Consider the following 18,680-nt stretch of genomic DNA (forward strand, 5'->3'; position numbering starts at 1 on the left):
GGATCTCCTTTTTGTCCTGGGTGAGCAAATAGACCCTCAGAAGTCAACTCCCCAGTGGGTGGACAGACCAATCCGGCAAAGACTTTACCCGGATTACGCCGTATTTATGTTACAATCCGATTGAAGACACTAGCCGTTGACTTCTCTTATCCCATTGACAGATCCGCTTCCGGTAAGGTTTGGTAACCCAGTAGATAAACCTCTTGGAGTGACTACTAAAGGATCCTAAGCGTGAGGACATGAAAGTGAGAATTATATGAGAATTTCAGAGCCAACTAAAATCAATCCTGAATTAATCGCCAAATTATTGGTGGTCTGGGAGGATTCTGTACGGGCAACCCATTTATTCTTAACCGATGAAGCGATTCAAAACATCAAGAAGGATGTTCCAGAAGCGATTGCCGGGGTCCAACACTTAATCGTGATGGTAAATGAAGCTGGTGATCCAATTGGCTTCATGGGAATTAATCAACAAATACTTGAAATGCTGTTTATATCAGATCAATACCGAGGAAAGGGTTTTGGAAAACAATTAGTTGAGTATGGGATGAAAACTTATTCAGTCAACCAACTCGGCGTGAACGAGCAAAACCCACTTGCCCGGGGATTTTATGAGCATATGGGATTTGTTGTCTATCAGCGGTACGAACAGGGCAATCATTATCCAATTCTTTATATGCATAAAGCAGGCGAACCACCAATCAAATAATCTCCAAAAAGCACAAAAACAGCGGGGCATTTGCCTCGCTGTTTTTGCATCTAAAAATGAACTGCTTGTTGTTAAAGTCAGTAATCTTTATGCGCCCGGGGGGAATCGAACCCTCATCTCAAGAACCGGAATCTTACGTGCGATCCATTACACTACGGGCGCAACTTCCTATACCAATATACTAGAAAGTGAGAACTTTTTCAAGAACAAAGAAAAATTGATTGTGAAAACGCTTACTAAATCCAATTGCATTGCAATTCTCCGGTGGTCTGCTATACTCGAATTTGGGTAATATTTTATGGTTACTCGATGCATACTTTGAACTTTTGTTCACAAGGGTGCTGACTTTGTTTTCATTTCATGGTACGATTAACGTGTACTGTGTCTTAATATTTTCTTATTTCCTAAAGGAGGAAAACTTAGTATGACTGTAAAGATTGGTATTAACGGTTTTGGCCGAATTGGTCGTTTGGCTTTCAAGCGGATCCACGAATTACACTCCGACGAGATTGAAGTGGCTGCGATTAACGATTTGACCACTCCATCAATGTTGGCTTATTTATTGAAGTATGATTCAACCCATGGACGTTTCCCTGGTGATGTTTCAGCAACTGACAAGGGTATCGTCGTTGACGGTAAAGAAATTCCTGTTTATGCGGAAAAAGATGCTTCTAACCTTCCTTGGGTTAAAAATGATGGTGTTGACTATGTACTCGAATGTACTGGTTTCTACACTTCAGAAGAAAAATCACAAGCTCATATCAAAGCTGGTGCAAAACGTGTCTTGATTTCAGCTCCTGCTGGTCAAATTAAGACGGTTGTTCCTGGCGTTAACTTGGATGAATTGAACTCAAACGATGTGATCGTTTCAGCCGGTTCATGTACCACTAACTGCTTGGCACCAATGGCTTACTTCATGAACAAAGACTTTGGTATCAAAGTTGGTACCATGACCACTGTTCACGCATTCACTGCTTCACAACAAATTCTTGATGGTCCTAAGACTAAGAAGAAGCGTAATAACCGTACTGCCAGTGCTAACACGATTCCTCATTCAACTGGTGCTGCCAAGGCCATTGGTTTGGTTATCCCAGATCTTGCCGGCAAACTTCAAGGACACGCACAACGTGTTGCCGTCGTTGATGGTTCATTGACTGAATTGGTTGCAATCCTTGACAAGAAGGTTACTGCTGACGAAGTTAACGATGCTATGAAGAAGCACACTGCTGACAACCCTGCATTCGGTTACAACGCTGACGAAATCGTTTCATCAGACATTATCGATGATGATCACGGTTCAGTATTTGACCCAACTCAAACTGAAGTTACCACTGCCGGTGACAGCCAACTTGTTAAGACTGTTGCTTGGTACGATAACGAATGGGGCTTCACTTGCAACATGGTTCGTACCTTGTTGAAGTTTGCTTCACTTTAATAATTAATTGTAATTGGCGGAGGAGGGTGGCCTTCTCCGTCTTTTACTATCTCGCTATGTTCTACAGATCACAAATCAAATCGATTTTGGGAGGTTTCCAAATTGGCAAAATTAACAGTTTCTGATTTAAATCTCGAAGGAAAGAAAGTTTTGATGCGTGTCGACTTTAACGTTCCGATTAAAGACGGCGTTATTGGCGACGATAACCGAATCCAAGCTGCTTTACCAACCATTAAGTACGTATTGGACCACAAGGGTAAAGCCATTCTTTGCTCACACCTTGGCCGAATCAAAAAGGAAGACGACAAGAAGGGCCTTTCATTACGCCCAGTTGCAGAACGTCTTTCCAACCTATTGAACAAACCAGTCATCTTTGTGCCGGTTACTGAAGGTAAACAACTGGAAGATGCTATCAACAAGATGGAAGACGGCAGTGTTCTCTTATTTGAAAATACCCGTTATGAAGATGTTGTTAATGGTGAATACGTTAAGCGCGAATCCGGTAATGATCCTAAATTAGGTGAATACTGGGCCTCACTTGCCGATGAATTCATTAACGATGCCTTTGGTACAGCTCACAGATCCCACGCATCAAACGCTGGAATTGCTGAAGCAATGCATAAAGACGGCAAGCCGGTTGCTGCTGGTTTCTTGATGGAAAAGGAAATTCAATTCTTAGGAGAAGCTGTCAACAATCCAAAGCGGCCATTTGTTGCCATTCTCGGTGGTGCCAAGGTTTCTGATAAGATTGGTGTGATCGATAATTTGCTTGACAAGGCAGACAAGATCATCATTGGCGGTGGAATGACTTACACATTCTATGCAGCAAAAGGCATCAAAATTGGCGACTCCTTGATCGAAAAAGACAAGATTGACGTTGCCAAGAAGATCCTTGAAAAGGGTGGCGACAAGATCGTTCTCCCAACTGACAACGTTGTTGCTAAAGAATTTAAGAACGATGCCGAACACAAAGTCGTTGCCGGCGACATTGACGATGGCTGGATGGCTTTGGACATTGGTCCCAAGTCAATTGAAGCTTTTGAAAATGTTCTTAAAGATGCTAAGACCGTTGTTTGGAACGGACCAATGGGTGTCTTTGAAATGTCTAACTACGCTCAGGGAACCCTTAAGATTGGCGAATTCCTTGGCACGTTAAGCGATGCCACAACAATTGTTGGTGGTGGTGATTCGACTGCTGCTGTTAAGCAATTAGGCGTTGCTGATAAATTGACGCATATTTCAACCGGTGGTGGTGCTTCACTTCAATATCTTGAAGGTAAAACGCTCCCTGGTATTGCAGAAATTGATAATAAATAATCGGTGAAGAGCTTGCTATTTAGCGGGCTCTTTTTCTTTTACTAAAAATTGGTATAGGAGAAAAATGTGGCTTTTAAATTTGCTTTTGGTTACAATGGCATTAAGCTAAAAAATGTAAAGGATGATTCTTATGAGAATTCCGTTCGTTGCGGGTAACTGGAAAATGAATTTATCAGTCGCAGATGCAGTCAAATTTCTTCAAGAGATTGAGGGCAAATTGCCTGATCCCAAGGTAACTGAGACCTGTATTGCGGCTTCACCGCTCTTTTTGGAGAGCATGGTCGAAGAAAATGGTGATTCGCCACTGATTATTTCTGCTGAAAATTGTTTTTATGAAGATGAGGGTGCCTACACCGGTGAGACCAGTCCCAAGGCACTTGACGAGATGAGCGTCACCCACGTTATTATCGGTCATTCGGAACGGCGAAAGTATTTTAATGAAACTGACGATATCATTAATAAAAAGGTTCACGCAGCCTTTCGCAATCATCTGACCCCGATCATCTGCTGTGATGAAACGATGAGCCGACGTGAATCTGCTGATCGAATCTCATGGGTGGTTAGTCAAGTGACCAACGCGCTTAAATCGATCACTCCCACCCAAGCTGAGGAGATCATTGTTGCTTACGAACCAAGTTGGGCAATCGGCAGCGGCAAAACTGCCAGCAGTGATGAAGCTGAAGAGGGTTGTTATTTAATTCGTCAAACCATTGCTGATTTATATGGTGACGATATTGCCGATCAAGTCCGAGTTTTATACGGTGGCAGTGTTAACGACGAGAACGCTGATGATATTCTGTCACAGACTGATATTGACGGTGTCTTGGCCGGTGGTGCCAGCTTAAAGCCAGATTCATTCTTAAAGCTTGCAAACTTTTTACAAAAATAGTTAAATTCGCTGATTTATGTTGAAAGTTCGGCGAGAAACTAATAGAATTGGAACTGAACCTTGTACAAAAGGTCACAACTTTCGCTAAGGAGAGAAAAAAACATGTCAATTATTTCTGATATTTATGCTCGTGAGGTTCTAGACTCTCGTGGTAACCCAACTGTTGAAGTTGAATTATATACTGAAGCAGGTGCAATGGGCCGTGGAATCGTTCCTTCAGGTGCTTCAACTGGTGAACACGAAGCTGTTGAACTCCGTGATGGTGACAAGGATCGTTACATGGGCAAGGGCGTTACCAAAGCCGTTGACAACGTTAATAACATCATCGCTAAAGAAATTGTTGGCTACGATGTTACTGACCAATTGGCTATTGATAAGGCCATGATCGAATTGGACGGTACCCCAAACAAGGGTAAGTTAGGTGCCAATGCGATCTTGGGTGTTTCTTTAGCTGCTGCTCGTGCCGCTGCTGACGAGTTGGAAGTTCCATTGTACAACTACCTTGGTGGTTTTAATGGGCACTTGCTTCCAACACCAATGTTAAACGTCATCAATGGTGGTAAGCATGCCAACAACAAGGTTGATTTCCAAGAATTCATGATCATGCCCGTTGGTGCTCCAAGCATCAAAGAAGCAATCCGTTGGAGTTCTGAAACATTCCATAACTTGAAGAACTTGCTTAACGAACGCGGCTACTCAACTGCCGTTGGTGATGAAGGTGGATTTGCTCCTGACTTGAAGAACAACGAGGAACCATTTGAAATCCTTGTTGAAGCCATTCAACGTGCCGGCTACAAGCCAGGTAAAGACATTGCCATTGCTTTTGACTGCGCCGCATCAGAATTCTACAACACTGAAACTAAGAAATATGATTTAAAGGGTGACGGTAAGTCATATACTGCTGATGAATTTGTGACCTTGCTTGAAAGCATTGTTGACAAATACCCAGTTATTTCAATTGAGGATCCCCTTGATGAAAACGAATGGGCTGATTGGCAAATGGCTACTAAGCGCCTTGGCAAGAAAGTTCAAATCGTTGGTGATGATTTATTCGTTACTAACACTGATTACCTTAAGAAGGGTATCAACATGGGCGTTGCCAACGCAATCTTAATCAAACTTAACCAAATTGGTACTTTGACTGAAACTGTTGAAGCTGTTGAAATGGCTAAAGAAGCAGGTTACACTGCTATCATTTCACACCGTTCTGGTGAAACTGAAGATACAACGATTGCTGACTTGGTTGTTGGCCTCAATGCCGGTCAAATCAAGACTGGTTCAATGAGCCGTGGCGAACGAATTGCCAAGTACAATCAATTGATGAGAATTGAAGACCAACTTGGTGACGTTGCCGATTACAAAGGCATTCACTCATTCTACAACTTGTCAGAACAAGCTCGTCAAGACATCTTAAACAAGTAATTTCAAAAAAAGTCGCTTTTGCGACTTTTTTTGTACATAAAACGCCCCCGGTTTTGCGTATCTAATTTTTAGAACACAAAAAACGGAGGTTTTATTTTGAAAAAGACAATTTTATTATCAGTTTCATTAGGAGTGCTGGGCTTTACCAGTCCGTTATTGCATGAGCAGATTGTTGGAGCCGAAACCGCTCAGTCGTCTACCCAGGAACTGCCCGATAAAGTGACTATTCATCAACAGTTTCAAGTAAGAAATATTCGTGGCGAAAAGTCGATCCTTGATAAAAAAGCAACGATGAATGTTTACATTGATAAAAGCAAATCGACCAAATTTGCTGTCCCCGATAATATTTCTCATTACCATCCTGTTGTGGCAGAAGTGGCTGTTTCTTCCGCAGGTCCCGTCGTTAATTACTTGGCAGATGATGCGACGGTTACGGTGAAGTATCTCGACGAAAATGCCAATCCAATCCAAAAGGACTTGATCTTCAATCAAGCCACTATATTTGGCAGATACCGTCTCAATAAAGATGAATATAATCTACCAGGCTATGAACTCTTGAGTTCTGAGGCCATAAACGGCACCATTAAGGATACGAACTGGGACGTGACATTAAAGTATCGAAATCTGAATCCAGTCATCGCGACGGACAAGTTGACCACTGTGGTGACCCCCGACCAATCGAAACCGGATAATAAGCCTGCCGAAATTAAACAGGTAGGTGAGCCAACTCAGGCATTACCTGAAAATCCAGTAGATGAAACAACGGCTGTTATTTCAAAGACACCAATAGTGCCTACCAAGCCATCTCCAAGTAAGCCCGGAAATGCGATCGATAACACCGATCTTCTCGTAACTGTACCAAAAACAGCTTCTCAAGGAAACACCAAGGAAGTCCAAGCACCAGATATCAACGAAAAAGCAGTTAAGACCTTCAATCCCGATGGAAAAAAGGATGATAAGAAGCGCCAGGTAGCTGTTGCACCAGAAACCGGGAAAGACCAAAAGCGTCAAGCAGTTGATAACGCCACCACAAAATTGCCGGATGTTGAATCGAAAATAATGCCCCAAACAGAGGCCAAAAAAGCGCCGACTGCGCTTGCTCAACAAACTGGCACGACTGAACCTGCAGGTAAAAGTGAGAAATCCAGTGGATCGCCAATTAAAGTAGATCCGACATCATCCAAATCTGCAGAAAACCAAGTTGAGGCAGTCAAGCCGGTTGAGAAAACTCAGACCAGTTTAGAAACTGTCAAAAAACCAGCTGAAACTGCCGTTGAGACGTCCCCCAAATCAGCAGACAAATCCGCTTCATCAAAGGAAACGGGCAAGACCTCTCAAACTGAGTCAATTGGAATAGAAAAAAGTGGCACCCCGACAAAGCCCACAATTCAGGAAGCCAGCGTGGCAAAGGAGTCACAGAAAGCGGTTGACCATCAAGAAAAATTACCAACGGCCAAAACGTACCAACTTCGCGGGATCGACAACCACGGCCGGCTCCTCTTTAATAAATCCATGCAGCTTACGCTTGAAGAAGCCCAAGCTTTTCGTTCTAAGAACATTGAATTTTATGGCTATGATTTACAGTCAACGGACCTGGATTTTAGTTCAAAAGTGGTCACGCTGCATTATCTTGCCAAAAAGGTCACATTTAAGATTATTAACGCTGATCAGGCTGGCAGAATACTATCTAAGGATTCGGTTGAGCTCGAATTTGGTCAAACCAAGACATATAACGCCAAGTTGATTCCAGGCTATCAAGTAAAACAGTCGCTAAAAGAACTGAAGGCTGACAATTTGATGCCAGAAGATGTCCAGTTCACTTACACTAAATTGGCGGATCGATCAGAAAGCAAATTAGATGAAAAAGCGACGGTTGCTGATAAGGCCGAGCCAAAAAAACAGCACCAATTACTTGCAAGCAGTCATAAGCGGTCTAAGAATAACGAAAAGAACCACGAAAAAGTAGCAGATACCAGCGATCGTTCAGGAAAGTTGCCTCAAACTGGTGATACCAAATCGGTTGTCGGCGTTTTGTCCGGTGTTGCACTTTTAGCCGCATTGATTGGTCAAAAACTTTTCAAACGACTCATTTGATTATGATATGATGGATATCAGAAATAATTAAAGGATGAGCGCAAGTGCAGGTAAGAGAAAATTACAAGCTATCACAGGTAAAAACAATCGTTAACGGAATTATCATTGGGATGCTCGCTGGGTCGACAGTCTCGGTTTTTAGGTGGTCGATCGGTCATATGACCAATTTGATGCGCTATCTTTACATCAATTCGATTCACCATCTCTCGTTTTTATTAACGGCAATCGTCATCAACGTCATCATTGGTCTGCTGGTTGGGTGGTTTTTAAAACAGCAGCCGGATATCAAGGGATCTGGGATTCCCCAAGTTGAGGGCCAGCTGCTGGGTGAAGTTGATTACGGTTGGTGGGCAGTTTTGTGGCGAAAATTTATTGGTGGTATTTTGGCAATCGGAAGTGGCCTGTATCTTGGTCGTGAAGGCCCTTCAATTCAGTTGGGATCCACACTGGGGCAGGGGGTGGCTCAGTTCACCAAACAAGTCGGTTTTGATCGCCAAGTCCTCATTTCAAGTGGCGCTGCAGCCGGATTGAGTGCGGCTTTTAACGCGCCGATTGCCAGTACACTATTTGTTTTGGAAGAAATTTATCATAACTTTTCAACTAATATTTGGATTGTCTCATTGACTTCCGCGGTGACTTCTGACATGGTCGCCACCTATGTCTTTGGTTTAAAGCCAGTCTTGTACATGCGAAGCACGCCACTTCCGCTTAAATATTTTTCGTGGGTCATCATCTTAGGGATCGTTCTCGGTGTGTTGGGAAGATTATATCAGCTGGTGATTCTCAGGATGGGTAAGTGGTACCGTCATACCCATATTTCCTGGTACTTTAACGGACTCATTCCACTGTTACTGGTCATTCCACTAGGAGCATTGTTCCCACACTTGTTGGGTGGTGGCAGTGACATTATTCTGCGGTTGAGTTCTGCAAACTATCCAACTTTGATTTTGTGCCTTTATTTTGTTATTCGATTTGTTTTCTCTATGCTTTCATATGGTAGTGGACTTCCTGGCGGTATTTTCCTGCCAATTCTTTGTCTCGGTGGCTTAATTGGCGCCATTGTGGGCAGCATTGCCGTCAATCTTGGCTTAATGAATTCCTTGTACTTCTCGAGCTTCATTATTATGGGGATGGCCGGTTACTTTGCGGCGATTAGTAAGGCCCCCTTTACAGCGATCCTCCTGATTACAGAGATGGTCGGGACGTTGACCCATCTCCTTGGTCTTGCAGTCGTCTCCTTAATCGCATACGGTGTGTTAGACCTATTAAATGGCAAGCCAGTCTATTACTCGATGCTCCAGCAACTACTAAAAGTTCAGACTAAGATGAATTTGGGCCGAACCGTTGAAATTATGGAAACCGTTTATGCCGGGTCCCAAATGGATGGCAAAATGGTTCGCCAAATTAAATGGCCGAAGGGGTCTCTGCTGACAAAAATTCAACGAAATGGTGTCGAAATTGTTCCCGCTGGCGGGACGCTGATCCGATGGGGGGACACATTGTTCATCAATGTCTCAACCAAAAATCAGCACCCGATTACCCAACGAATTATTGCTTTAACAACAGAAACTTGATCCCAAAAGGTAGCGAATTCTGCCATAATGTGTTAGTTTAGTAAGAGTAGTATTAAGCCGATTTAACGGTAGGAGGCACTCAACGTGTACAATTTTTTGTTAACGTTATTACTGATTGACTGTGTTTTGATCACAATCGCAGTATTAATGCAACCATCAAAGACTAATGACGCCATGTCCGCCTTAACTGGTGGGGCCGATGACTTGTTTGCAAAGCAGAAGCCACGTGGCTTTGAAGCATTCATGCAAAAAACTACACTTGTTTTAGGGATTATTTTCTTTCTCTTAGCACTTGCATTAGTTTGGATATCATCTCATTAGTATTCAATCCTCCTGTTTAAATGCAGGAGGATTTTTATTATAATTGAATAGGTGGACATGAAAGGATGGGTGCTATGCAAACACCAATCAAATCTTTTTATTTTGAACATGGACCAAAAGCAATTATTTTGCTGCATGCTTTTGCCAGCGGTCCAGTTGACGTTCGGATGCTGGCAAGGTATTTGGAACGCCAGAATTATACCGTTGATGCGCCAATGTTTACTGGCCATGGGACGGCCGACTTTACCGATATCCTTATCCAGGGGACCCCTGAACGTTGGTGGAAGGATGCCCAACAGGCAGTCCAATTTTTGAAGGATAAAGGCTTTCATCAGATCAGTATTTTTGGCATTTCGCTTGGGGGGATTTTTGCGGCTAAAACGTTGGAAAATGACCCCACTCTGCTTGGCGGTGGTTCGTTCGGGTCGCCAATTGTGAGGAAGCGTCAATTTAGTGTTCATAATACCTTTATGCAAATGGCTAAAGCCAACTTTGTTCAGTACGATACCAACGAGGCCATTATGAATTCAAAACTGAAGTGGCTTGACGAAAATATTGATATACTATTAGGGAAGATTGCTGACTTCACGGTTGGCGTCGCCCAAGACTTACCCAGCATCTCCCAACCATACTTCATCGGCCAGGGGCTAAACGATGAGATTGTCAATCCAGAAAGTGCCAAGTCCTTGAGGGATGGATTGGTGAATAGTCAGGTGAGTTACCATGAATATCCAGGTGCCAGTCACATGATCACTGTTAATACGGCTCATAAGCAGCTTGAAGTCGATTTAACCGAATTTCTAACACAACTTTATGAATAATAAGAGGAATATAGATTGCAAGATAACGATTTGAAAAATCAAATAGAGAACGTTCTGCAGACTTATCCGGATAACGTATTTACTGTCGAAAAAATTGCTGACGTTCTGAGATCACACGGCTCAGCAGCGTTTAAACTGATTGTTCAAGAATTAGCGTCTTTGGAACGTGATAAGGTCGCCGTGGTCACTGACGACGGCAAATTTCAATTGAATCCAGATAAACAACAATTAAGCGGTGTTTTCCACGCTAATGATAAAGGGTTTGGGTTCGTCGCTTATGATGAAAACGCCCCAGACGCTTACATTGCCCCAGACAATACCATGAATGCACTGAACGGTGACACCGTTGAAATGGAAATCGTTCGGCCTGCCCAACCAGGGTCAGATCGCGGCCCAGAAGGTAAAGTCACCAAAATTGCCGAGCACAAATATACCCGCGTAGTTGGTCCTTTTGAAACGACTGATGACGACAAAGGCTACATCGGTCAATTGACTCTTAACGATAAGAAAATTGCCAAGTACAAATTTTATATCAACGACGTTGGTTTGAAACCGACTCCCGGTGAAGTGATTACGGCTCAAATTACGGAATATCCATCTGCTAAACATCCTGATTACATGGTGGGGATTGCCGATGAAGTGATTGGCTCAGTTGATGACCCTGGAATTGATATTTTGCAAATTGTATATGCCCATGATATTCCGGCTGAATTTCCGGAAGATGTCATTCAGGCGGCAGATACAATTCCAGATCATGTGACCGAAGCCGAGAAGGTTGGCCGAGAAGACATCACTGATCAGGATTTGGTGACGATTGATGGTGAATCTTCAAAGGATTTGGACGATGCGGTTACTGCCTGGAAACTGCCTAATGGCAACTATCATCTCGGGGTTCACATCGCTGACGTGAGCCATTATGTCCAACCAGGCAGTGCCATTGACAAGGAAGCATTCCGGCGGGGCACTTCCGTTTACCTGACGGATCGGGTAATTCCAATGCTGCCAAGACGGCTATCTAACGGGATCTGTTCCCTGAACGAAGGCCAATTACGGTTATGTATGAGTTGTGAGATGGAGATTGATCCATCTGGAAATATCATCAAACATCGGATTCACCCAAGTTTGATGCGTTCGACGGCACGGATGACTTACACTGCTGTGAACAATATTTTGGAATCACACGACCAAAAAACGATGGACCGCTATGATCGACTAGTGCCCATGTTTGAAACGATGGGCGAACTCCACAAAATTTTGTACAAGCACCGTAAAGCACGTGGGGCCATTGACTTTGATGATAATGAAGCCGAAATTATTGTGGACGAAAAGGGTCACCCAATTGACATTAAGCTGCGGGTTCGTGGGACCGCTGAGCGCATGATTGAGTCATTTATGCTGGCGGCCAACGAAACGGTGGCCAAGCACTATTACGAAAAACACGTACCGTTTATTTACCGGGTCCATGAAACGCCAGATGCCGATCGGATCCGAACGTTCTTTGAGACCCTGACCGCTTTTGGAATCAACGTTAAGGGCGATCCTGAGCATGTCACTCCCAAGACCTTACAAAATGTTTTGAAAAAGGTTGCCGGCAAGCCTGAGGAAATGATGGTTTCAGTAATGCTGCTGCGGAGCTTGAAGCAAGCTCGTTATGCCGATCAATCACTGGGTCATTTCGGGTTGGCAGCGCCGTTCTACACGCATTTCACTTCACCAATTCGCCGTTATCCAGATACGATGGTTCACCGACTGATTCATTATTATCAAGATAATGGGATTAACGATGAAACCAAGAAGCGCTATGCCAACGTGTTGGATGAAATTGCAACGACGACTTCTCAATATGAGCGTCGGGCTGTCGATGCCGAACGTGACACGGATTCGATGAAGAAAGCTGAATATATGAATGACCACCTTGGTGAAGAATTTGATGGGGTTGTCAGTTCAGTCATGAAGTTTGGTCTGTTCATTGAATTGCCAAATACGGTCGAAGGCTTGGTTCACATTAGTCGAATGAATGATGATTATTACCAGTACGTGGAACAATTTATGGCCTTGGTCGGTCGAAACACACGTCGGACCTATAAGATGGGGCAGGCTATCAGAGTCAAGGTGGTCAACGTTGACGTCAAGCAAAGTGCCGTCGACTTTGACATTGTTGATCCTGAAAAGACACCGCAGAGCAACATGCTGCCAAAGCGGACTTATCATAATAATAACTACCATGGCAACAATGAGCGCCACGGAAATTCGAATAATAATTCCCATTCCAACCACGCCAACAACCGCGGGAAAAACAATGCCCACGGCAATAACGGACATCGGAATCATAATAAACATTAAGCTGTAATCGAGGTGATTTGATGGCCAAAGGCAAAAAACAGCATAACAATGATAATTTGATGGCTCAAAATAAAAAGGCCCGTCATGATTATTCAATTTCTGAAACTTATGAAGCCGGAATTGTTTTGACGGGAACCGAAATTAAATCAATTCGGGCTCGGCGGATTAACTTAAAAGATGGGTTCGTTCAAATTCGAAACGATCAAGCTTATATGATGAACGTTCACATTAGTGAATACGCTGAGGGAAATCAATTTAATCATGATCCATTGCGTAACCGAAAGTTGTTGCTGCACAAAAAGCAAATTCGCAAATTGGCTCAAATTACTCAGGACAAAGGGGTTACAATTGTTCCTTTGAAGGTTTACCTTAAAAATGGCTTCGCCAAAGTTTTGATTGGCGTCGCCACTGGTAAACACGAGTACGATAAACGCGAAACCATCAAACGACGTGATCAAAAACGTCAAATTGAACGGGTTATGAAACATTATTAATGAGATTCAAATAAAAAGCGATGAAATTAATTGGTAGAGATGCCAACTCATTTCATCGCTTATTTTGGTTTGTATGCAGGGTTTGAATATTTTCACTTTCCAGCTTGGGCTTGACGGGGGCTTTATTTAAAACCCCTAACTTTAATCGTGAAGCATGCGCTAATGATGGGTGGTTAAGAATTGACGCGATTGCCAGTACCAGTGGTTCGTGATTGGTATTATTCACATCCATAATTCGAATGACTTGGTCAGACTGACTATATGACTTGATAGTCGCAATCCGGGTTCGGCCGTGCATGACACGGTAAGTTTGCTTATCCTGGTTACCGGTCACTAACCAGTTAACGCCGTTGATAAAAATGGTTGTGTAGTGGATCGTAAAATGAATGACAGAACTGCCCACAAATTGGTCCAGGTAATATAAATCAAATTTGGGGGTCATCCCAAGGGATTGCTGACGAACCGTGGCGACGACTTCCCCAGAAATTGAGTAAATTGAAAAAGTATCGGCAATCAAGCCCCATTTGCCGACAATTAAATATTTTGTGTCTCGATATTGATCGGTGACTTTCGTCGAACGGGTATGATCCAGTTCGGTTAAATTCAATTGTAATTTTCGACTCATAGACGCATTTCCTTTACTTGTATTATTTTCATTTTAACACGTTCTGAAATTATTTACGCTGGTGTTATTTTAAAAATGGTATGGTAGAATAAAACGTGAGGTGTTGGGAATGAAACCGTTTATAAAAAATGACTGGTGGGATGTTTTAAAACCCGAATTTGAGAAAACTTATTATCAGCAGCTACGCCAATTTTTAATATCAGAATACAAAACCCAATATATTCATCCTGATATGAATCACATTTTTGAGGCGTTTCAACTGACCCCTTTCAGCAAGGTGAAAGTCGTGATTTTGGGACAAGATCCCTATCATGAACCTCATCAAGCTCAAGGGCTGAGCTTTTCTGTCATGCCGGGGGTTAAAATTCCGCCATCGCTTCAGAATATTTATAAGGAGCTTCAGTCTGACCTCGGGATCAAACCGGTTGAACACGGTGATTTGGAAAGCTGGGCCAAGCAAGGGGTCCTGCTGCTGAACTCGGTTTTAACTGTTCGCAACGGTCAGGCCTTTTCGCACAAAGGAAAAGGTTGGGAACAATTGACTGATGCCGCCATTCAAAAGCTCTCCGCCCGCGAGAAGCCCGTTGTCTTTATTCTGTGGGGGAGAGCTGCCAGAGACAAGATTGCGTTGATTGATACCAAGACCAATATCGTGATTCAATCAGCCCATCCCAGTCCATTGTCCGCTCATCGAGGCTTTTTTGGGTCAAAACCATTTTCAAAGACCAACGAAGCTTTGGAAGCGATGGGCGAAACACCGATTAACTGGCAACTGCCGGAGAAGGTATCGCAAACATCTTAGACTGATTTTGTAGAATTGGAGGATTTATCATGGAATTATTTGAAAGTCTTAAGCAAAAGATCAAGGGCAAAAATATCAGTATCGTTTTCCCAGAGGGTGATGATGTTAGAATTCTTGGTGCCGCTAGTCGTCTTGCAAAGGATGGCTTGGTTAATCCAGTAATTCTGGGCGCTCAAGACACCGTTGAAAAAGTTGCTAAAGACGCGGACATTGATTTGGGTAACGTTGAAATTATCGATTATCTAAATCAGCCGGCGGATCAAATTGATGAAATGGTTGCGGCAATCGTTGAACGTCGTAAGGGCAAAACCGATGAAGCAAAGGCGCGCGATTGGCTGAAGGATCCAAATTACTTTGGAACCACATTGGTCTACATGAACAAAATCAACGGCATGGTTTCAGGTGCCAACCATCCAACCGGCGATACGGTTCGTCCGGCTCTGCAAATTATCAAGACTAAGCCCGGCGTTAAGTTAATTAGTGGTGCTTTCATCATGCAAAAGGGCGATGAACGTTACTTATTCGCGGATTGTGCCATTAACTTGGATCCTGATGCAAATGCTTTGGCAGAAATTGCCGTTGAAAGCGGCAAGGTTGCCAAGACCTTTGATATCGACCCTAAAGTGGCGCTGTTAAGCTTCTCGACTAAAGGCTCTGCCAAGGGCGATATGGTGACTAAAGTGCAAGAGGCAACCAAATTAGCCCAAGAACAAGCTCCTGACATGGCAATCGATGGTGAAATGCAATTTGATGCTGCATTTGTCCCAACCGTTGCCGAAAAGAAGGCGCCAGGATCAAAAGTTGCCGGCCAAGCAACCGTCTTTGTGTTCCCTGAATTACAGTCAGGAAACATCGGTTACAAGATTGCCCAACGATTTGGCGGTTTTGAAGCGATTGGCCCCATTCTTCAAGGCTTGAACAAGCCGGTTTCCGACCTTTCACGAGGCAGCAATGAAGAAGACGTTTATAAAGTTGCTATCATCACAGCAGCTCAAGCATTATAAATAGAAATAATTAAACAGGGTAGAGTGGGACATAAAGCGGTTAGTTTCCAAAATATAAGCAAGCAATCCGAACATCTTGAGCTTGGGTATTTGGATTGCTTGCTTATATGGCAGGAAACTGCTTTATTTCCCACGTTTCTACGAAGTAATAGTCGAAATTATAAAGTACGGGTGAGACGATCAATGTTTTTGTCCCACCCCTTCTTTTTTGAATGAGGTGATTCATAATTGACTAAGACGATAACGGTTCATTCTGCGGATCAAACCATGGCAATTGGTGAGAAATTGGCCGCTTATTTAGCCCCGCAAGACTTGATTTTACTCGACGGTGACCTTGGGGCCGGAAAAACCACCTTTACGAAAGGACTTGCCAAAGGATTGGGGATTACGCGGCCGATCAAGAGTCCCACATTCACCATTATTCGTGAATATCAAGACGGCCGGATTCCACTTTACCATATGGATGTCTACCGACTTGAAGCCGGTGGTGGTGACGATCTGGGCCTGGACGAATACTTTAACGGCGATGGGGTCAATGTGGTTGAATGGTCAAAATTTGTTGCTGATGAACTGCCGGATGACTATCTCCGGATTATTTTTCGACGGGATGATTCCGAGGGTGACAATGTGCGAACCTTGACTTTTGAGGCCACGGGCCACCGTTTCGAGCAATTAATTGATGACATTTTTCCAGAACAAAAATAGAAAGTGAGCAATGATGTGACAGAAGAAGTCGATTTTCGTTTAGCGGAACCGAGTGATGGGCAGGCAATTTTGGACTTGTTGAAAGTTCTGCAAGGCGAGTCGGATACGTTTTTAGTTGATTCCGATTTAGACGACATCACCGGTGACGATGAAGCGCAACAAATTAACTTAATCAATCATTCTAGAACGAATTTGATGGCGGTTGCCACATATGGCTCCGAATTAATTGGGATCGTGACCGTCGATAATATTGATCGTACAGTCGGTGAAGTCGGGGTGGCTGTTCTTGCGGGATATCAAGGCTACTCAATCGGCACTAATTTAATGGAATTGGCAATTGACTGGGCAAAAGACTTCAGCTCACTTGATCAATTAGTGCTGACCGTCTTCTCTAAGAATGAACCGGCCCTTCACGTTTATTACAAAGTTGGGTTTCACGATACTGACATATTCTTTCAAGACGGTCGTGAAGTTGTGAGAATGGCATTTGACGTACCAAAAAAGGATTGAAAATGAGAGGTTTTCAATCCTTTTAGATTGCCTTGACAAATGGCCGCAGCATTTCACTGCCAAACTGCGCTTGCTCCGTCAATAAAATATTGGCACAGGCGACACTGTCATCCAAAGCATTATGGTGATGTTCCAAGACAATATTGAGCTTGTCACAAAGGGTGTTTAATTTGTGGTTTTCCAATGTCGGATAAAATTGCTTGGACGTTCTTAGCGTATCTAACGTCAAGTAATGCGGCGGTTGAACTTCATAACGTTCCAAGGTCCGCTTCAAGACACTGTTATCAAACGATGCATTGTGGGCAATCACCAATTTGTTGGCGGAGAAAAGCGGCTGAATGTGTCGCCAGACTTCCGGGAAAGTCGGTGCATCGACGACGTCGCGTTCATGAATGCCATGAACATTGATGTTTCGCCAACTAAAGTCCATTTCCGGATTGATTAACGAATAGAATTCATTAGTAATTTGATTATCCCGAACGATGGCCAGTGCGATTGAACACGCGCTGGCTCTTTTTGCATTTGCGGTTTCAAAATCCATCGCAACAAAATTCATATTTTTCACCTCAAGTTAAACATATTGTACAAAGAACACCGCCGAAACGCAACCAGAGTGTACTTCAGGGATTGCACCCCATGAATAACATATTTCGTGGTAAAATTAATGTATATGTTTTGAAACCGAGGAATTGAAAAATGATGCAATCAAAAACTGTAGTAGATTTATATCCCAAAATTGATATTTTGTTAGATGAACCTTTATCTAAATACACGCACACCCTAACCGGCGGACCAGCGGATATTCTTGCGTTTCCAAAATCTATCAAAGAATGCCAGGAAATGCTGGATTATGCCAACGAACAATCGATTCCAGTCACTGTAGTTGGTAACGCCAGCAACCTAATCGTTAAGGACGGCGGTATTCGTGGCCTTACGATGATTCTCACCAAAATGAACCGGATTGCCGCTCACGATAACACGGTGGTTGCGGATGCCGGAGCTGCACTCATCGATGTGACTAAGGCTGCCCAATCCCATTCGTTGACTCACTTGGAGTTTGCTGCGGGCATCCCTGGAAGTGTTGGTGGGGCGGTATTCATGAATGCCGGTGCCTATGGTGGTGAAATTGCCAATGTTGTCAGTGGGGCTGAAGTATTGACGCCCGACAATCGCATTGTTCATTTAAATCACCAAGAACTGGATTTCGGCTATCGGCACTGTAGTGTTCAAGAAAATCATCAAATCGTCATCTCGGCTACTTTCTCTTTGGAAGTCGGCATTGCAGACAAGATTCAAAAGCGAATGGATCACCTAAACGCGCTGCGGGCTTCTAAACAACCGCTGGAACTGCCATCCTGTGGAAGTGTTTTCAAACGGCCAGCCGGCTACTTTGCAGGCAAACTGATTCATGATGCCGGACTGCAGGGCTTCCAAATTGGTGGGGCCCAAGTTTCGATGAAGCACGCCGGCTTTATCGTGAATGTGGATGGCGCTACCGCCACTGATTATTTGAACGTCATCGCACATGTTCAAAAGACAGTGTATGACCAATTTGGTGTGCATTTGGAGACAGAAGTTCGAATTATTGGTGAAGACCCCAAGTCAAATTAGGAGT

General features: G+C 43.5%; 18 protein-coding genes and 1 tRNA gene. 16 read left to right on the forward strand and 3 right to left on the reverse strand.

Features of this window, described 5'->3' with window-relative positions:
• The first annotated feature begins 256 nt into the window (after positions 1–256).
• Positions 257–709, forward strand: coding sequence for a GNAT family N-acetyltransferase (locus tag LPKJCM_RS01260; RefSeq protein ID WP_057962732.1), 453 nt, complete (start codon positions 257–259; stop codon positions 707–709).
• Between the two features lie 90 nt (positions 710–799).
• Here LPKJCM_RS01260 and LPKJCM_RS01265 read toward each other — a convergent pair.
• Positions 800–871: transfer RNA gene (locus LPKJCM_RS01265), tRNA-Arg, on the reverse strand.
• A gap of 262 nt (positions 872–1,133) precedes the next feature.
• Between LPKJCM_RS01265 and gap the strand changes: the two genes are divergently transcribed.
• From gap to smpB, 10 genes are all read left to right on the forward strand, one after another.
• On the forward strand, positions 1,134–2,144 hold the full coding sequence (gene gap / locus LPKJCM_RS01270) for a type I glyceraldehyde-3-phosphate dehydrogenase (RefSeq protein ID WP_057962733.1): 1,011 nt from the start codon (positions 1,134–1,136) through the stop codon (positions 2,142–2,144).
• A gap of 102 nt (positions 2,145–2,246) precedes the next feature.
• Positions 2,247–3,461, forward strand: coding sequence for a phosphoglycerate kinase (locus tag LPKJCM_RS01275; protein WP_057962734.1), 1,215 nt, complete (start codon positions 2,247–2,249; stop codon positions 3,459–3,461).
• A 130-nt stretch (positions 3,462–3,591) separates the two neighbouring features.
• Positions 3,592–4,350 (forward strand): triose-phosphate isomerase, encoded by a 759-nt coding sequence (gene tpiA / locus LPKJCM_RS01280; protein WP_057962735.1) that lies wholly within the window; start codon positions 3,592–3,594, stop codon positions 4,348–4,350.
• 102 nt (positions 4,351–4,452) lie between these two features.
• Positions 4,453–5,772 carry a phosphopyruvate hydratase gene (gene eno / locus LPKJCM_RS01285; protein ID WP_057962736.1) on the forward strand — a complete coding sequence of 440 codons (1,320 nt, stop codon included), beginning with the start codon at positions 4,453–4,455 and terminating at the stop codon, positions 5,770–5,772.
• 96 nt (positions 5,773–5,868) lie between these two features.
• Positions 5,869–7,866, forward strand: coding sequence for a MucBP domain-containing protein (locus tag LPKJCM_RS01290; protein WP_057962737.1), 1,998 nt, complete (start codon positions 5,869–5,871; stop codon positions 7,864–7,866).
• Positions 7,867–7,910: 44 nt separating this feature from the next.
• Positions 7,911–9,440 carry a ClC family H(+)/Cl(-) exchange transporter gene (locus LPKJCM_RS01295; RefSeq protein WP_057962738.1) on the forward strand — a complete coding sequence of 510 codons (1,530 nt, stop codon included), beginning with the start codon at positions 7,911–7,913 and terminating at the stop codon, positions 9,438–9,440.
• An 84-nt stretch (positions 9,441–9,524) separates the two neighbouring features.
• Positions 9,525–9,761, forward strand: coding sequence for a preprotein translocase subunit SecG (secG, locus tag LPKJCM_RS01300; protein ID WP_013728113.1), 237 nt, complete (start codon positions 9,525–9,527; stop codon positions 9,759–9,761).
• A 74-nt stretch (positions 9,762–9,835) separates the two neighbouring features.
• Positions 9,836–10,582, forward strand: a complete 747-nt coding sequence (locus tag LPKJCM_RS01305) for an alpha/beta hydrolase (RefSeq protein WP_057962754.1) — start codon at positions 9,836–9,838, stop codon at positions 10,580–10,582.
• A 15-nt stretch (positions 10,583–10,597) separates the two neighbouring features.
• The gene (rnr, locus tag LPKJCM_RS01310) at positions 10,598–12,925 is read left to right on the forward strand and encodes a ribonuclease R (RefSeq protein ID WP_057962739.1); all 2,328 of its coding nucleotides are present in this window, start codon (positions 10,598–10,600) and stop codon (positions 12,923–12,925) included.
• A gap of 20 nt (positions 12,926–12,945) precedes the next feature.
• Positions 12,946–13,419: an SsrA-binding protein SmpB gene (smpB, locus tag LPKJCM_RS01315; RefSeq protein WP_057962740.1), complete on the forward strand. Its 474-nt coding sequence runs from the start codon at positions 12,946–12,948 to the stop codon at positions 13,417–13,419.
• 52 nt (positions 13,420–13,471) lie between these two features.
• Here the strand turns inward: smpB and LPKJCM_RS01320 are convergent, their stop codons facing one another.
• Entirely contained in the window at positions 13,472–14,044 is a 573-nt protein-coding gene (locus LPKJCM_RS01320) for an LURP-one-related/scramblase family protein (RefSeq protein ID WP_057962741.1), read from the reverse strand.
• Between the two features lie 109 nt (positions 14,045–14,153).
• Here LPKJCM_RS01320 and LPKJCM_RS01325 point away from each other — a divergent pair, with 109 nt between their 5' ends.
• The 4 genes from LPKJCM_RS01325 to LPKJCM_RS01340 all read left to right on the forward strand — a co-directional run bounded on the left by LPKJCM_RS01325 (position 14,154) and on the right by LPKJCM_RS01340 (position 17,065).
• Positions 14,154–14,846, forward strand: a complete 693-nt coding sequence (locus LPKJCM_RS01325; RefSeq protein ID WP_057962742.1) for a uracil-DNA glycosylase — start codon at positions 14,154–14,156, stop codon at positions 14,844–14,846.
• A gap of 29 nt (positions 14,847–14,875) precedes the next feature.
• Positions 14,876–15,850: a phosphate acetyltransferase gene (gene pta, locus LPKJCM_RS01330; protein WP_057962743.1), complete on the forward strand. Its 975-nt coding sequence runs from the start codon at positions 14,876–14,878 to the stop codon at positions 15,848–15,850.
• 228 nt (positions 15,851–16,078) lie between these two features.
• Complete coding sequence (gene tsaE / locus LPKJCM_RS01335; protein ID WP_057962744.1) at positions 16,079–16,555, forward strand: tRNA (adenosine(37)-N6)-threonylcarbamoyltransferase complex ATPase subunit type 1 TsaE; 477 nt, start codon at positions 16,079–16,081, stop codon at positions 16,553–16,555.
• 15 nt (positions 16,556–16,570) lie between these two features.
• The gene (locus LPKJCM_RS01340; RefSeq protein WP_057962745.1) at positions 16,571–17,065 is read left to right on the forward strand and encodes a GNAT family N-acetyltransferase; all 495 of its coding nucleotides are present in this window, start codon (positions 16,571–16,573) and stop codon (positions 17,063–17,065) included.
• A gap of 22 nt (positions 17,066–17,087) precedes the next feature.
• Here LPKJCM_RS01340 and LPKJCM_RS01345 read toward each other — a convergent pair whose 3' ends face one another.
• Positions 17,088–17,621, reverse strand: a complete 534-nt coding sequence (locus LPKJCM_RS01345) for a 3'-5' exonuclease (protein WP_056938711.1) — start codon at positions 17,619–17,621, stop codon at positions 17,088–17,090.
• Between the two features lie 143 nt (positions 17,622–17,764).
• On the opposite strand from LPKJCM_RS01345, the gene murB reads away from it, so the two are divergent.
• Positions 17,765–18,676, forward strand: a complete 912-nt coding sequence (gene murB / locus LPKJCM_RS01350) for a UDP-N-acetylmuramate dehydrogenase (RefSeq protein ID WP_174658997.1) — start codon at positions 17,765–17,767, stop codon at positions 18,674–18,676.
• Positions 18,677–18,680 lie beyond the last annotated feature (4 nt).

This window comes from Lentilactobacillus parakefiri, from assembly GCF_002157585.1.
In the GTDB taxonomy this organism is placed as follows: Bacteria; Bacillota; Bacilli; order Lactobacillales; family Lactobacillaceae; genus Lentilactobacillus; species Lentilactobacillus parakefiri.

Coding starts and splice junctions, on each gene's coding strand:
- LPKJCM_RS01260 (WP_057962732.1), top strand. CDS start 257: ATGAGAATTTCAGAGCCAACTAAAATCAATCCTGAATTAATCGCCAAA.
- gap (WP_057962733.1), top strand. CDS start 1,134: ATGACTGTAAAGATTGGTATTAACGGTTTTGGCCGAATTGGTCGTTTG.
- tpiA (WP_057962735.1), top strand. CDS start 3,592: ATGAGAATTCCGTTCGTTGCGGGTAACTGGAAAATGAATTTATCAGTC.
- eno (WP_057962736.1), top strand. CDS start 4,453: ATGTCAATTATTTCTGATATTTATGCTCGTGAGGTTCTAGACTCTCGT.
- LPKJCM_RS01305 (WP_057962754.1), top strand. CDS start 9,836: ATGCAAACACCAATCAAATCTTTTTATTTTGAACATGGACCAAAAGCA.
- smpB (WP_057962740.1), top strand. CDS start 12,946: ATGGCCAAAGGCAAAAAACAGCATAACAATGATAATTTGATGGCTCAA.
- LPKJCM_RS01320 (WP_057962741.1), bottom strand. CDS start 14,044: ATGAGTCGAAAATTACAATTGAATTTAACCGAACTGGATCATACCCGT.
- LPKJCM_RS01325 (WP_057962742.1), top strand. CDS start 14,154: ATGAAACCGTTTATAAAAAATGACTGGTGGGATGTTTTAAAACCCGAA.
- pta (WP_057962743.1), top strand. CDS start 14,876: ATGGAATTATTTGAAAGTCTTAAGCAAAAGATCAAGGGCAAAAATATC.
- LPKJCM_RS01345 (WP_056938711.1), bottom strand. CDS start 17,621: ATGAATTTTGTTGCGATGGATTTTGAAACCGCAAATGCAAAAAGAGCC.
- murB (WP_174658997.1), top strand. CDS start 17,765: ATGCAATCAAAAACTGTAGTAGATTTATATCCCAAAATTGATATTTTG.